11 protein-coding genes and 2 pseudogenes are annotated in these 13,539 nt (G+C 59.0%); 8 read left to right on the top strand and 5 right to left on the bottom strand.

The annotated features are described in order from the left end of the window. Positions 1-53: 53 nt before the first annotated feature. The 5 genes and pseudogenes from SDENCHOL_RS09875 to radC form a co-directional block, all read right to left on the bottom strand. Entirely contained in the window at positions 54-335 is a 282-nt protein-coding gene (locus SDENCHOL_RS09875) for a DUF2274 domain-containing protein (RefSeq protein WP_154717077.1), read from the bottom strand. Next, a pseudogene (locus SDENCHOL_RS09870) lies at positions 332-1,345 on the bottom strand (TrbI/VirB10 family protein); the annotation flags it as partial. The gene SDENCHOL_RS09875 and the pseudogene SDENCHOL_RS09870, both read right to left, overlap by 4 nt. 431 nt (positions 1,346-1,776) lie before the next feature. After that, positions 1,777-3,339, bottom strand: coding sequence for a tyrosine-type recombinase/integrase (locus SDENCHOL_RS09865; RefSeq protein WP_197706895.1), 1,563 nt, complete (start codon positions 3,337-3,339; stop codon positions 1,777-1,779). A 144-nt stretch (positions 3,340-3,483) separates the two neighbouring features. Continuing rightward, positions 3,484-3,663, bottom strand: a pseudogene (locus SDENCHOL_RS09860) (DUF2958 domain-containing protein); the annotation flags it as partial. Between the two features lie 401 nt (positions 3,664-4,064). Next, positions 4,065-4,571: a RadC family protein gene (gene radC, locus SDENCHOL_RS09855; protein WP_154717075.1), complete on the bottom strand. Its 507-nt coding sequence runs from the start codon at positions 4,569-4,571 to the stop codon at positions 4,065-4,067. On the opposite strand from radC, the gene SDENCHOL_RS09850 reads away from it, so the two are divergent. From SDENCHOL_RS09850 to SDENCHOL_RS09815, 8 genes are all read left to right on the top strand, one after another. Continuing rightward, positions 4,570-4,728: a hypothetical protein gene (locus tag SDENCHOL_RS09850; RefSeq protein WP_154717074.1), complete on the top strand. Its 159-nt coding sequence runs from the start codon at positions 4,570-4,572 to the stop codon at positions 4,726-4,728. The two genes, radC and SDENCHOL_RS09850, sit on opposite strands and share 2 nt — an antisense overlap. A 271-nt stretch (positions 4,729-4,999) precedes the next feature. Beyond that, positions 5,000-5,194, top strand: a complete 195-nt coding sequence (locus tag SDENCHOL_RS14730; RefSeq protein ID WP_154717073.1) for a ribbon-helix-helix domain-containing protein — start codon at positions 5,000-5,002, stop codon at positions 5,192-5,194. Between the two features lie 3 nt (positions 5,195-5,197). Continuing rightward, positions 5,198-5,605 (top strand): very short patch repair endonuclease, encoded by a 408-nt coding sequence (locus SDENCHOL_RS09840; protein WP_154717072.1) that lies wholly within the window; start codon positions 5,198-5,200, stop codon positions 5,603-5,605. Next, complete coding sequence (locus tag SDENCHOL_RS09835) at positions 5,598-6,785, top strand: DNA cytosine methyltransferase (protein WP_154717071.1); 1,188 nt, start codon at positions 5,598-5,600, stop codon at positions 6,783-6,785. Before SDENCHOL_RS09840 ends, SDENCHOL_RS09835 begins: the two co-directional genes overlap by 8 nt. A 19-nt stretch (positions 6,786-6,804) precedes the next feature. Further along, positions 6,805-9,153, top strand: coding sequence for an ATP-binding protein (locus SDENCHOL_RS09830; protein ID WP_154717070.1), 2,349 nt, complete (start codon positions 6,805-6,807; stop codon positions 9,151-9,153). A 1-nt stretch (position 9,154) separates the two neighbouring features. Next, entirely contained in the window at positions 9,155-10,831 is a 1,677-nt protein-coding gene (locus SDENCHOL_RS09825) for a DEAD/DEAH box helicase family protein (RefSeq protein WP_154717069.1), read from the top strand. Beyond that, a complete protein-coding gene (locus tag SDENCHOL_RS09820; protein ID WP_154717068.1) occupies positions 10,828-11,364 on the top strand; it encodes a hypothetical protein in 537 nt (178 codons plus the stop codon). Before SDENCHOL_RS09825 ends, SDENCHOL_RS09820 begins: the two co-directional genes overlap by 4 nt. A 130-nt stretch (positions 11,365-11,494) precedes the next feature. Continuing rightward, positions 11,495-13,369, top strand: a complete 1,875-nt coding sequence (locus SDENCHOL_RS09815) for a KAP family P-loop NTPase fold protein (RefSeq protein WP_154717067.1) — start codon at positions 11,495-11,497, stop codon at positions 13,367-13,369. Positions 13,370-13,539 lie beyond the last annotated feature (170 nt).

Genomic DNA, 13,539 nt, shown 5'->3' with positions numbered 1-13,539 from the left:
TGTTGCCTACATGGTGCCCGTACCAGCGTCTATCGAAAACTTGCACGGTCGCGTCAGGGCGTAATTACGCCCGGCTTTTCAGGCCTTTCAGTTTTTTGGAGTGAAGGGGACTGGGGGCGTGCTTGCGACGATTTGAATCCACGATCCCGTGCCATGAATGCCTCCAGCATGTGCGGGATCAGCGTTGCCGCATCGACCGCCTCGCCATACGCCTGCGCGTGTAGCGCGGCGTAGCGGTCGAGGTCGGCTTTCAAGCTGGTCGGGCAAACGAAAGTGAGCTTGGTGCTCTCGGTCTTCGGCAGTGGGCCGAGCCGCAGCTTCTTGGTCGTGCTCATCGTGAAGTCCCCCGGTTGAAGAACAGCGGCTGGTACGGCCGCAGCACCAGATCCCGGTTGACGATGATGCGAACCGGCAGGCCCGGCCGCTCGGTCAGCGTCGGCTGGATGTTCATGTTGCGCCGGGTCATCTCCTGGCCGACCTGGTTGATGCTGTCCTGGGCGCTGTCGCGCCCGGCGATGATGATGCGATCACCGTCCTGCCGGTTCTCCGGTGCGGCCAGCTCGGCACCGACACCCAGCAGCGTCGTTAGCGCCGCGCCGGCGAAGATGCGGCCCCAATGCCAATCCACGTCATCCTCCAGGCCGGCATAGCCGGCCGGGTCGGTGCCGGCCAAGTTGTCGAGCGTGAGCGAAGACGTGTCGGGCAGGATGATCCGGTTCCACACCACTTGCACGCGGCTCTGCCCGTAGCTGACCTGGCTGTTGTATTTGCCCAGGATGCGGGAACCCTGCGGGATCAGCAGGAACTTGCCGGTGGCGGTGTCATAGACCGGCTCCGTCACCGTGGCGATCACGTCGCCCGGCAAGTCCGACTTGATGCCCGTCACCAGCGCCCCGGCGACCACCGTTCCGGCCATGACCTGATACGGCGAAGCCGGCAGGGTCAGATTGCCGGAATTGCGGGTTTCCGTGGTTCCGGCTTTCTGGAAAGCCTCTTTCTGGTCTTGCCGGTTCTGCACGGCGGTGGGGTCGGCAGGCTGGGCCGCCGTCGAGGCCGGGCCAGCCGCCAGCGGGTCGAAGGCCGCATTGGCGGCGAAGCCCGGCGCGGCGGCCACCTGCGTCTGCGCCACCGGCGCGGCCTGCGACCCTGAGCGGAAGAACACCGACGAGGCCGCCGCCGCTTCGGCTTCCTTGCGCAGCGCATCGTTGGGGTCGTGGCCGGGGGCCGCGTAGGTGGCCGTCACCGGCTGCTGCGACTTCACGATGGCCGGGCCAAGATCGCCCGGCAGCGGCGGCCCCAGCTCTGGCACCTTCGGCGGCAGCTTCGAGTAGTCCGCCGGCAGCGCGACTGCTTCGCAGACGCGCAGCCCGGTGCAGGCCAGCAATCCAATCATGTAGTGGTAGGTATAGGGCGTCAACGAGGCCGGTGGCGGAAGTGAGAGCGCTGCCTGCATGATCCGCCCGATGTCCACCTCGGCCAGGATATGGGGCCGTGGGCGTTGCCGTCGGCCCCGGCCGAACACATCGCGCGCAACGATCTCATGGCGCTCGTCCTCGGCGTGCATCGAGACCGAGAACGCGCGCACGACGCTGATCCATTCCCGTGACCGTTGAACCGACGATGCCGTCGCCGCCCATTCGATGATCCGACTGCTGCTGACGTAGATATCCCCGTGGGTATCGGCGAACGCGGCGAACTTGCGCAGCGTCTGCTCCTGCTCGGCAAACTTGTAGCCAAGCCCGTGCTTGATGGCGACGTAGCGGGTGACGTGATCATTCATTTGCATGGCACGCTCCCGATCCAGGGCTGCACCACCTGCGCGAGCATTGGCGCGTCCACCTTCGCGTAGATCGTGGTCGTCTCGGGTGAGCGATGGCGCAGCACTGTGCTGACCGCTTCCAGCGTCGCGCCCGAGCGCAGCATGTGGGTGGCAGCGGAATGCCGCAGCAGATAGGCGCCGCGCAGGTTGGCGTTGTCTATACCGGCACGTGTGAGCGCATCGCGCACGATGATCGCGATCGGCGACGATGAAGAGAATGGTTTGAAGGGCGCGATGGCCCGGATGAACACTTTGTCGGTATCCACCTGGGGCCGGGCGTGCTCGATGTACGCCAACAGCGCATCGCCCACGTCCTGCGCAAGCGGCAGGGCCACTTCGTGCCGAGTCTTGCCGGACACCCGGATCAGGCCATTGTTCCAGTCGATGTCTTCGAGCCGAAGGTGGGCCACGTCGCCGCCGCGCAGCGCCAGCCGTGCCAGCAGCAACAGGATCGCGCGATCCCGCAAGCCCCGGTGCGTGGTCGGGTCGCATGAGGCGATCACCCGTTCCACGTCATCGTGGAGGATGTAGCGCGGCAGCGTCGCCATGCGCCAACGCGGAACGCGGGGGATGGCTCCCTGCAATCCCGGCCGGCAGGCACCGGTTGCCACCAGGAACCGCAGATACATCCTCAGCGCACCGCAGAACTGACGGACTCCTTCCTGGGAGGCGCCATCCATATTCTCCAACAACACCTGGTTGATCAGCGCCGCGTCGTACCGTCCAGGATCATCACCCAACTGCGGCAGCAGTCTCGTGATCAGTTGCGCGTACCGGCCGATGCTGCTTTCGCCAATCCCGCGGTGCCGTCGCAACCAGTCCTTGAAGGCCCACAGGCGATCGTCTTCGGGACGGCTGGCCTGCACAGCACTGCGTATCACGCCGATGGTGGCGAGGAACCGGGCGAAGCGCTGGACCTTGGTCCGGTAGTTTTGGTCTCGCTCGGCATTGCACACATACAGGCCAGGGCAGATGCAATCGTGGACGTAGAACCGCCGCAGAACAGCTTCGTCTACGTCGCACAGCCGGAGATGGTGCTGGCGAAGCCAGACCACGAAGTGCCGGCAGCAGCGCTCGTAGCTTTCGACCGTCGTCGGCGCATAGCCTTGCTCGCCAAGATAGGTGGCGAATCCGGCAAGGTACGCAGTTCCATCATCGAATCGGGCTGGATTGTGGATGCGTCCGGTGTCCTCCAGGAACTGCACGAACCGCAACACGCTGGCCCTGAAGGTGTGCGATTGCATGTGGCCAGGCAGATAGCGTGTGCCCGGTGGCCGCAGGCAATCGCACGCATGGCCCAGGAACGCCCGGATATGGCCTACATCCACGCCTGCCAGTTCAACACCTTGCTGGTCGAGCCAGACCAGCAAGTGCTTGGCCGGGCCAATGAAGCCCCGGATGGAACCCTCGCTCAGGCTATCCCGCCGCAAGGCGGCCACGAACGCCTGAACCAGTGGCCAGGATGTATCGTCTCCGGCCGGGTTTTGCGCGGCGGCGCCACGCGATTGCTGCTCTTTCATCACCAATCTCCTTTACGTCATGTGACGTCAGGAGCATGCTGGTTATGTTGAGCAGCGTGTGGGGAAGTTGCTGCTGGTTCCCGCGTTGAGGACGCTGCTCAACATAATGTGGCGGTACTCATAATATGGCTTATGTTGAGCTCAACATAAGCCATACGCGTGGTCGTGCTCTTCCGGGGCGATCTCTGTCAGCAGCCAGGTGGCGCCGGCATCCGGAGTGAACAGCTTGACCGCAGGCAGTGGGTCAAAGTCCTCGTTCTCAATCGACTGCCGGCCGTTGGCCAGGAGTTCCGCGCATTGTTCGTCGGTGATCAGCTTCGTCATGGTCTTCTCCTTGGAAGGATTCAGGGCAGGATTGCCCGAGACCGCGACAAGCACGGCGCAGCGCAGCAGTCAGGGTTCGCAGACGGCCGCAGGACGCCAGCGTGCGAGGCACGCGCAGACCTTGACGGCGAGAACGCCGTGATAAGGTGAAGGGAACAGCAAGCCAGCCCCCAGTACGCTCCGCAATTGCTTGGAGGAAGTACGAACTTAAATCCGGAAGGATCAGAATTGCCGATCTGTGAGTAAGAGAAGCGCAGAGCCTGTGGGCAAACCGATCAGGCGCAGCCTGTTCGGCGATTTTGGGGCGCCAAGCTCGCGCGGCGGGGTGGGCGGAGCCGACCCCTGGAGTCGAAACTGAAATATCGACGGGCGCAGCAAAAAAGGGCGCAAGGCCCCTGGGGTTACAGAAGGCCGCGTTCCGCGAACGACAGGATGTTGGTACCAGCGACTACCAAGTGATCCAGCACCCGCACATCCACCAAGGCCAGTGCTGACTTGAGCGTCTGCGTCAGCATCTCGTCCGCCCGCGATGGCTCGGCTAAACCGGAAGGGTGGTTATGCACCAGGATCAGTGCCGCCGAGTTGCGCGCCAGCGACTCCTTGACCACCTCGCGCGGATACACCGATGTCTGACTCACTGTGCCGCGGAACATCTCGACGTAGTCGATGACGCGGTTCTGCGCATCCAGATGGATGAGCGCGAATACCTCATGTTCCAGTGTCCCGAGTTTGATCCGCAGGAAGTCGCGCACCACTTCCGGCGAGGTCAGCGCCTCGCTGCCGTACATCTGTCCGGCCAGCACGCGCAGCGCTGCCTGCAGCACTTCGTCGGCCTTGGCCGGGCGGTAGTCGCCAGTGACATCGCGAACGAGAAGGGAGGAATCGAAAGAAGAGGAAAGTTGCGACATGATCGTGCTCCAGTTCGAATCGGGCGGGATTGCCCGGAACCGGCGAAACACGGCGCAGCGCAGCGGTCAGGGGTTGAAGACGGCCGCCAGGACGCAAGCGGCCAACCGCAGGGCAGGGCGCGCCGCCCTTGACGGCGAGATCGACGTGGTACGTTGAGGGGAACAGCAAGACCGTCTCTCACACACCGACAGCAGAGGGTGGCAAGCGGAGCGCGCAGGCCGGAACGCGGAACGCAGAGAAGGCCGGAGGCGTCAGGGATCAAAGCCGAATGGCCGCGATTCGTCACGAAGCGCGGGGCGCAGCCCGCGAGCCCGGCGGCGGTACGCCGGGACGCATGCGAATTACAGAGAAAACAAGGAAGAAAATTCCCGATACATATTGCGGCAATATGGTGTAATGTGGTGCATAGTTGCGTTCGAGGTGCCCAATGAAGCAATCAAAGATTGATGATGAAGCGAATTTGCCACCCATTGTTCGGGTGTCTGTAAGCCTTCCGCGGGGGCTTCACACTGAGTTGGAGCAAATCGCGCGCGAAAAGAAAGTCTCGTTGGCGTGGGTCATTCGGGACGCGGCGGAAAAGTATGTTGCCGACCAGTGGCCTCTGTTTGCCCAGTCCAAATGACATATGGACAGCGTTACTCCAGCTCGGCGTTCGGAAATCATGGGGCGAGTGCGCTCGCGCCACACCAAGCCGGAAATGACGATTCGACGGATGGTGCACGCGATGGGCTATCGATATCGCCTGCACGCGAAGGATCTGCCGGGCAAACCAGACTTGGTGTTTCGTATCCGCAAGAAGGTTGTATTCGTCCATGGTTGCTTTTGGCACAGGCACGCGGGGTGCGCGTTGGCCAGACTGCCAAAATCTCGCCAGGAGTTCTGGCTTCCCAAGCTCGAAGCGAACCGGCAGCGTGACATGAAGAACGAAAGCGCGCTTCGAGACGCGGGTTGGGGTGTGCTGACGATTTGGGAGTGCGAGTTAAGCGATATCTCTCGGCTCAAGACAAAAATAAAGGAGTTTCTCGATGCGTAGCGTCGAACTATTCGCAGGGGCGGGAGGGCTCGCCATCGGCATGGCGAACGCTGGATTTCAACACGCGGCTGTCGTTGAATGGGATCACGACGCTTGCGAGACATTCCGCGAGAATCAACGTCACCATACCCACGCAGTGGAAGGTTGGCCTGTCCATGAGGTTGACGCGCGGAGCTTCAATTTTAGTTTGCTCGGACGGGATATCGACGTGGTCTCTGGAGGTCCTCCATGTCAGCCATTCTCGATGGGCGGCAAGCATCAAGGACAGCGTGACGATAGAAACATGTTTCCCGAGGCGGTCCGGGCAGTACGCGAATTGATGCCGAGGGCGTTTATTTTCGAGAATGTCAAAGGGCTCACGCGCAAGAGCTTCGCCTCGTATTTCTCGTACATCCATCTGCAACTTCAGTATCCTGAATTGGTACGGCGCAAAGGTGAGAATTGGATGCAGCACCGTGCGCGTCTGGAACAGCACCACTCATCTAACAAAGGAGCGGCGACGTACAACGTGTTGTTCAACGTGCTGAACGCCGCCGACTATGGCGTTCCGCAAAAGCGGCAACGAGTGTTTTTAGTTGGTTTTCGTTCCGATATTGGCGCGCGATGGTCTTTTCCAGAGCCGACACATTCCGAGGATGCGTTGCTAATTTCGAAATGGATCGATGGCGCCTATTGGGATGAACACGGCATCAGCAGCAAGCAAAGGCCGGAAATTCTGCCACGCTATGCGAAACGCGTTGAACTCTTGCGCTCCACGACCCAATTGCTAACGCTTGACCGTTGGCGAACAACCCGCGATGCGCTGAGAAATCTTCCCGACCCGGAATCCGATCGAGATCACAAAATTCCAAACCACGTATTCACCCCGGGAGCCAGAACTTACGTGGGACACACGGGGAGCGCCTTGGATGAACCGTCGAAGACGCTGAAGGCCGGATACCACGGTGTCCCGGGCGGCGAAAACATGTTCGTGAAGGATGACGGCACGGTTCGCTATTTCACGGTTCGGGAATCCGCGCGGCTGCAAACCTTCCCAGACGAATACGAATTCCGAGGCTCGTGGAGTCAAACCATGCGTCAACTTGGCAACGCCGTGCCGGTGAAACTGGCGGAGGTGGTGGCTCGCTCCGTGGCGGCAAGTTTAGGCGCGTGCGCGAATCCAACCCGAATCAAGAATTGATCAAAGGACAAGGACTGACATGGCCAACGATTTCGATCTGACTCCCGATCCCCGTGTTCTCCAGATTCTTGGCGAGATCAATCTCGACCAATGGAAGTGCCTGGCGGAACTGATTGACAACGGGGTGGATGCCTTTATCAATTCGCATCGCGCTGGAGAGCCAGTTGACTCGCCGTGCGTATCGATCAGTTTACCCACGCAGGATCGGGCCGATGCCGCGGTGGCAATCCGGGACAATGGCCCCGGTATGACAATCGAACAGTTGGAGAGGGCTGTTCGGGCCGGTTGGAGCGGAAACAATCCCTTGGACAACCTTGGCCTTTTCGGCATGGGTTTCAATATCGCCACCGCGCGCCTGGGCATGGTTACCGAGGTTTATGCGACGCGTGCCGGAGATCAGGAATGGACGGGCTTGCGGATCGATCTCAATGAGTTGCGTCGCACTAGGAGTTATCACACACCACGCCTCACCAGGCCGAAGCCCGATCCTTCGGCGCACGGAACGGAAATTAAGATTCTTCAGCTCAAAGCGGATCAGCGTCTGTACTTTGCGAAGAACGCGAATCATCAAAAGATTCGTAGACAGTTGGCGCGTGTCTACGCGCCGCTCCTCCTTTCCAAGGAAAATTCGTTCACTTTGCAACTCAATGGCCAGAACGTTCAGGCGAAGCGCCCATGTCACTGGGACCCGGACCGGTCTGTGCAAGGGAGCGATGGAAAGCCGATCCACGCCGTTGAAAGTTTCGATTACGCGCTCCCTTCACGCCATTACTGTTTGACCTGCATGATCTCCTTTTCAGGACAACAAGGCTGCCCGACCGCTGGCCCGGACTGCAAGACAATCGAGGTCAAGCGTCGGCTGCATGGTTGGGTGGGGTTGCAGCGTTACATGCACGAAGAGGACTTTGGCATAGACATCGTTCGGAACGGAAGGGTCATCGAAGTCCAGAACAAGGATTTGTTTGTATGGACCGGCGGCGAGAGACCCGAACGCGAATATCCGATCGACGATCAGCGCAATAGAGGGCGATTTATTGGCGAGGTCCATCTTGACCATTGTCGGGTGAGTTACACCAAGGACCGGTTCGAACGAGATGACACGTCCTGGGCGGAAATGGTTGCCCTAATCCGCGGGGATGGGCCGTTGCAGCCTCAGAAGGCTCGCGCCTTGGGGTACGAGCCCCCTGATGCGCCGTTGTATCGTCTATTCCAGGCTTTCCGCCGAAGCAGCCCTCAGGGCAAGACTGGTCGTTGGTCTCGGATTCTCGCTGTCAAGAACAACGAACGCGCCATGGAAATGGCCGACTTGTTCTACAAGGGTGATCCGGAATACCAAACGGACGAGAAGTGGTACGCGCTGGTGGAGGAGGAGGATCGTGGCATCGTGGGCGCGACTCCGATCGCCACCGGACCGGGCTCGACGGCACCTGCGGCTCCCGATGGCTTTCTCGACGAGGGCGATTCGGCTTCGGAAGCGGGCGGTACGGACAACAAGATACTCGAACCGGCGAGTGGCACGAATAAGACGGAACCCGTTGCGGTTCCAGTCCGTCAGAAGTTGCATGAGCTGTCCCGTGTGTACAAGCATCCTTTGCTCAAGGTCGAATTCACGGTAGAGGCGTTCGTGGTGACAGCGAACGATCCGGATCTTCCGCGCAAGTCGCCCTGGATTCTGAAAATCGAGGATCCGGGCACGCGCACATTCCTGTTTCTCTTCGATCTCGATCATCCGGTGTTTCGTTCAGTCACGATGACGCCAATGGACGCGGTACTCTGCGAACTCGCGTTCAAGACTTATGAGTTCCTTCGAGATACGAGCCCCGACTCGGCGGTATTCGCCACCATTCTCGCGGATTTCCGTGGCGAGTACGCCGATGACACGAAACTTGATCCGAAGAGCATCATTGCCTTCGCCGACGCGGCCCTTAGGGAAATCGCCCAATCCATTGGCCCCATTGGCGACGTAAGCGTGTTTGGTTCGTTGTTCGGAGGATTGCCACAACCCGCACAGGACAGAATTCGTCGCAAGCTGGCGTCGACGGGTATATCGAGCGTGCAGGCGGTTGTCGACTCCGGCGAGTTCCTCGCATATGCCGAAGCCGCCGATATTCGGTCCTTTGTGAGTCAGCACCCGGAGTTGTTTTTCGATGGCAAGTTCTGGGCGCAGCCATATGCGAGCTTGGATTACGGAGATGAAAAAGTTAACGCGGAAGCTCGTGACCGGGTGATCGAACGATACGATGCATATTTGGCGGATGCTGTCTGGTTGGCTTCACAGAGCCCTCGCGATCTTGATCGATGCGATCGGGACGAGTTGATCCGCGCGACTCTCTCCGTCCGCATTCTTGGGTCGGACGGAAACATGTGACATGGAGGGCTACTTCCTCGATTCGAGACGCCTTCTTAATGGTTCCTGGCGCGCCTTTGAGCGTGATGTCGCTCGACTTCTGGTGCAGAACGCCTTTGAGGATGTTCGCATCGTCGGCGGTTCGGGGGACCGTGGCGCTGATGTTCTGGGAGTTAAGAATGGGCAGCTCTGGGTTATCCAGTGCAAGTTCACTAGTGACAGCTATCCCGACCCCCATGCGGTTGACGAAGTGGTCGAGGCGTCACGTTACTATGAGGCAGATAGGCTGGCGATAGCGACATCCCGCGCTTTCGGGCCAGCGCTGAACACGGCGATTGACCGATGGGGGCGTCTTGGCATCCGTATTGATCCGCTGCCGCCCGGCACACTGATCGAAATGATGCGACGTAGCCCGGAGTACCCGAGGGCTCGGCGTGATCTACGCGATTACCAAGATGATTGTGTTCAGCGCCTTGGTGCCGCGCTTCGGGAAACAGGACGGGGCCAATTGGTTCTCGCCACCGGCTTGGGGAAGACGGTGGTGATGGCCGAGACAACAGCGCAGCTCCTTCGGGATGGTGTCATCGATTCCGGACGGATATTGGTTCTTGCTGACAAGCGCGAACTGGTCGAACAACTTCAGCGTGAATTTTGGCAGCAGCTACCGAAAAGTATCCCCAGCCATCTTCTGGTGGGCGGCGAACAACCGACATTCTGGGATGGCATCACGTTCGCGACGGTTCAAAGCGTTCTGCCGCGGCTGGGGACGCTGCCCCAATTCGGCCTTGTATGGGTTGACGAGGCTCACCATATCGGTTCGGAAAGCTTCAGACGCGTGATCGATGATCTCGCCGCGCCCATGGTGGGTGGAGCGACGGCTACACCATGGCGGGGCGATCGCTTCGACATCGACACTATTCTTGGACAACCCGTCGCGAAAATCGGTATCGACGAGGGGCTGCGTCGAGGGTTCCTTTGCGAGGCGGACTACCGTCTGCTGGCGGATAACATTGATTGGGAATTTGTTCGCAAACAGTCGCGTCATGAATACTCACTCAAGGAGTTGAACACTCGTCTGTTGATCCCGACCCGCGACGAGGAGGCCGCGCGTGTTATCGCGGACACCTTCAAGACCGAGGAGCGCCGCAGTGTCATTGTGTTTTGCGCGGGCGTTGAGCACGCGAAAACCTTCGCCGCGATGTTGCGCCTATATGGATTCAAGTCCGCGTTCATAACCGGGGAGATGGAGCCTCGTGAGCGGGAAAAGACCATGGCCGGTTTGCGGCGCGGGATCATCAACGCGGTGACGACTGTCGACATCTTTAACGAGGGTGTGGACGTGCCGGATGTGGACATGCTGGCGTTCATGCGAGTCACGCACAGCCGACGCATTTTCGTTCAGCAGCTTGGTCGAGGCTTGCGTTTGGCGCCGAACAAGAAAAAGGTTGTCGTACTCGACTTTGTAAGCGATTTACGTCGAATTTCCGAGGTCATTGATCTCCAGAAGTCAATCACGGGAGATGTGGAGCGACTCGATCTGGTGGAGCGGGTGGTTCAGTTTTCCGACCGGGGCGCCGGTCATTTCATATTCGAGTGGCTCCTGGATCAAGCGGACCTTTTCAACCGAGAAGGGGACGCGAGATTGGAACTGCCAGAGTTCAACTTTCCCATGCCTGTTCCACCAGGAGCGGTCCAATGAGCGCGGCGCTGCCAATCGATATCAGGGATCGTATTCGTCAGAAAATCTGGGCCAAGGCGGATGAGCTGGACTGGCCAAGAATTTCGGACATCGAGCGCACCACCTGGTATGAAAACTGGACAAAGGACAAGGATGTGGGCGGAGTCCTTTCCCATTTCATGGACGCAAGAAAAGTCCGTGTGTACATCAAGGATTCGCTACTCAAACCGTATCTCAGATCCCGGTTGCAGGATGGGTGGGGGCAAGTTCTGCTCGCCATAGGTATGGAGCAAGGCGATGCATCCTTCATTAAGTCCTATGATAAGCCGCATGGCCGTCAGCTTTCCGATGGCCGGATTATCTGTTGGGGTAACAGCAGGGAATGGAAATCGATCCTCATTTCGGTCTTTGAGCGCGCATATCGGATCGAGGCGGGAATTCCTTACGCTGCCGTCATGGTTGAAAGCGGGAAAACCACGAATGCGGGAATGCGCGAAATGATTTTGGACGCAGGGCAAAGACTGGGGTTGAGTCACCTCGCATGGATTGACTAGCCATGTCCGGAGGTGCATCCGGCCGCGATATGTGGCAATGACGCGAAAGATCGCAACAAAATCTTCCGGGTCTACTCGTGCTCACGCGTGTGATTCAACGCGTCAGTGCCGTATAGAAAGAGATTGAACGATGTGGACAGACAACGAGACCGCACAGGATTTTCTGAATTTCGGCGGTATCGCTAAGACAGTTGCCGAGATTATCGAACAGGCGCAATCGCGGCCTATATCGATTGGTGTTTCCGGCGCGTGGGGCGTCGGAAAATCTTCGATGATCAGGTTGATCCGCACCGAGTTGTCGGCGCGGCATCATGAGGAAGCGAAGCCGAGCAAGTTTATTTTTGTCGAGTTCAATGCATGGCTCTATCAGGGATATGACGATGCGCGCGCTGCCCTGATCGAAGTGGTCGCTTCGACCTTGGCGAAGGAAGCTGAAGAGCGAAAAACAGGAATAGACAAAGCGAAGGATTTGCTAGAACGGGTCAATTGGTTTCGAGCGATCAAGCTCGCAGCCGGATCCGCTGCCTCGCTGGCATTGGGGTTGCCTCCGACCGGCTTGCTCGGGGATCTCTGGGGGTTTGGCAAGAGCTTGGTCGCCGGTGATATTGATAAGGAAGCGATTGAAGCAGTCAAATCGGCAGCAGGAGAGGCGGAAAAAATAGCGACAGGCTTGATCACGCCTAAGAAGACCACTTCGCCGCCAAAGGAAATTGAAGCTCTACGCACGAGTTTCGAAGAACTGCTCAAGGAGATGGGCGTCACCTTGGTGGTACTCATCGACGATTTGGACCGCTGCCTTCCCGAAACCACGATCTCCACTTTGGAGGCTATTCGTCTGCTCCTGTTTCTGGAACATACGGCATTCGTTATCGCTGCCGATGACCAGATGATAAAACATGCCGTCAAGCGCCACTTTCAAGGCGTTGATGATGATATTGTCATTAATTATTTCGACAAGCTTATACAGGTTCCAATTCGTGTTCCGCCGTTGGGGACGCAAGAGGTTCGTGCATACATGATGTTGCTGTTTGTCGAGAACAGCGATCTTGAATCCAAGGAAAAGGAGAGAATTCGGGGGGAAGTGTGCTCACAGTTGGGGCGGACGTGGCAAGGAAAACGCGTCGATCTCAAATTCATCAGAAGCCTTAATGACAAGCTGCCTGATGCACTGATCGCACGCCTCGATGCCGCAGACCGCCTTGCGCCATTGATGACAAGTGCAACGGGAATCGCAGGCAATCCCCGTTTGATCAAACGTTTTCTGAATGCGCTGTCGATTCGTATGTCGATGTCTCGCGCTCAAGGTGTTGGGGTGGATGAATCAGAACTTGCCAAGGTGCTCCTATTCGAGCGGTGCGGTGACCCCAAGGCGTATCTGGAACTGATCAAGTCGGTTACCGAGAGTGACGACGGTAAGCCGGCATTCCTTCTCGATTGGGAGCAGCAGGCCATTGCGGGAGAGGCGCACCAAAGGAAGGCTCCGTGGGATGATCCATTTATCACGGAGTGGTTGCGTTTGCCGCCACTTCTCGGAGGAACGGATCTGCGCGGAGCGCTCTACGTGAGTCGCGAACACGCCCCATTGATTACACCAGAGGATCGGTTGTCGGCGGAAGCAGCCGATCTTCTGGAAGCGCTGTTGGAGCACCCCGAGATGGCCGGCAGCATCAAAGATCGTCTTGTTGCGCTGCCGAGATCCGAAATGTCGGTCATCATGGATCGGTTGCTCGGCCGCGCCCGCCAGGAGCAGGAGTGGGGTACTCCTTCAATTTTGGATGCGTGCATGGCCGTAGCTGCCGCTGATGCGCCCCAAGGCGCACGACTCTCGGGGTTTCTGAAAGAACGCCCAGCCATCCAGATCAAGGCGAGCATCGTTCCCAAAATATCCGATGAACAGTGGTCAAAGACCGTGTTTGAAGCGTGGAGCGACGATGAGGATATTGCCAAGCCAGTGAAGAACGCGATAAAGGCCAGGAGGAACAATGGGAACGTCGCAGTCAAGTAGCGGCTCGCCATCGGGCGTGCCGATGGTTCCGCCGTGGGTTCCAGATATTCCGCTCGCTCCCGCGCCTGCTGAAGGGGCTCCACCAAATGCGCCGCCGGAACCAGGGGACGCAACGTCTCCGGCATCACCACCCGCTGAACCTCGGCAACCGATTCCGATAGCGCCAGCTC

Origin of the sequence: Sterolibacterium denitrificans (genome assembly GCF_900174485.1) — a bacterium.
Taxonomy (GTDB): Bacteria; Pseudomonadota; Gammaproteobacteria; order Burkholderiales; family Rhodocyclaceae; genus Sterolibacterium; species Sterolibacterium denitrificans.
Note: the sequence above shows the minus strand (reverse complement) of the source record. Positions and strands in the feature narration are given on the sequence as shown.

Excerpts from the sequence above, each read along its gene's own strand:
- SDENCHOL_RS09840 (WP_154717072.1), top strand. The coding sequence starts at position 5,198 with ATGGACAGCGTTACTCCAGCTCGGCGTTCGGAAATCATGGGGCGAGTG.
- SDENCHOL_RS09830 (WP_154717070.1), top strand. The coding sequence starts at position 6,805 with ATGGCCAACGATTTCGATCTGACTCCCGATCCCCGTGTTCTCCAGATT.
- SDENCHOL_RS09820 (WP_154717068.1), top strand. The coding sequence starts at position 10,828 with ATGAGCGCGGCGCTGCCAATCGATATCAGGGATCGTATTCGTCAGAAA.
- SDENCHOL_RS14730 (WP_154717073.1), top strand. The coding sequence starts at position 5,000 with ATGAAGCAATCAAAGATTGATGATGAAGCGAATTTGCCACCCATTGTT.
- SDENCHOL_RS09850 (WP_154717074.1), top strand. The coding sequence starts at position 4,570 with ATGATCGTGCTCCAGTTCGAATCGGGCGGGATTGCCCGGAACCGGCGA.
- radC (WP_154717075.1), bottom strand. The coding sequence starts at position 4,571 with ATGTCGCAACTTTCCTCTTCTTTCGATTCCTCCCTTCTCGTTCGCGAT.
- SDENCHOL_RS09815 (WP_154717067.1), top strand. The coding sequence starts at position 11,495 with ATGTGGACAGACAACGAGACCGCACAGGATTTTCTGAATTTCGGCGGT.
- SDENCHOL_RS09835 (WP_154717071.1), top strand. The coding sequence starts at position 5,598 with ATGCGTAGCGTCGAACTATTCGCAGGGGCGGGAGGGCTCGCCATCGGC.
- SDENCHOL_RS09875 (WP_154717077.1), bottom strand. The coding sequence starts at position 335 with ATGAGCACGACCAAGAAGCTGCGGCTCGGCCCACTGCCGAAGACCGAG.
- SDENCHOL_RS09865 (WP_197706895.1), bottom strand. The coding sequence starts at position 3,339 with ATGAAAGAGCAGCAATCGCGTGGCGCCGCCGCGCAAAACCCGGCCGGA.
- SDENCHOL_RS09825 (WP_154717069.1), top strand. The coding sequence starts at position 9,155 with ATGGAGGGCTACTTCCTCGATTCGAGACGCCTTCTTAATGGTTCCTGG.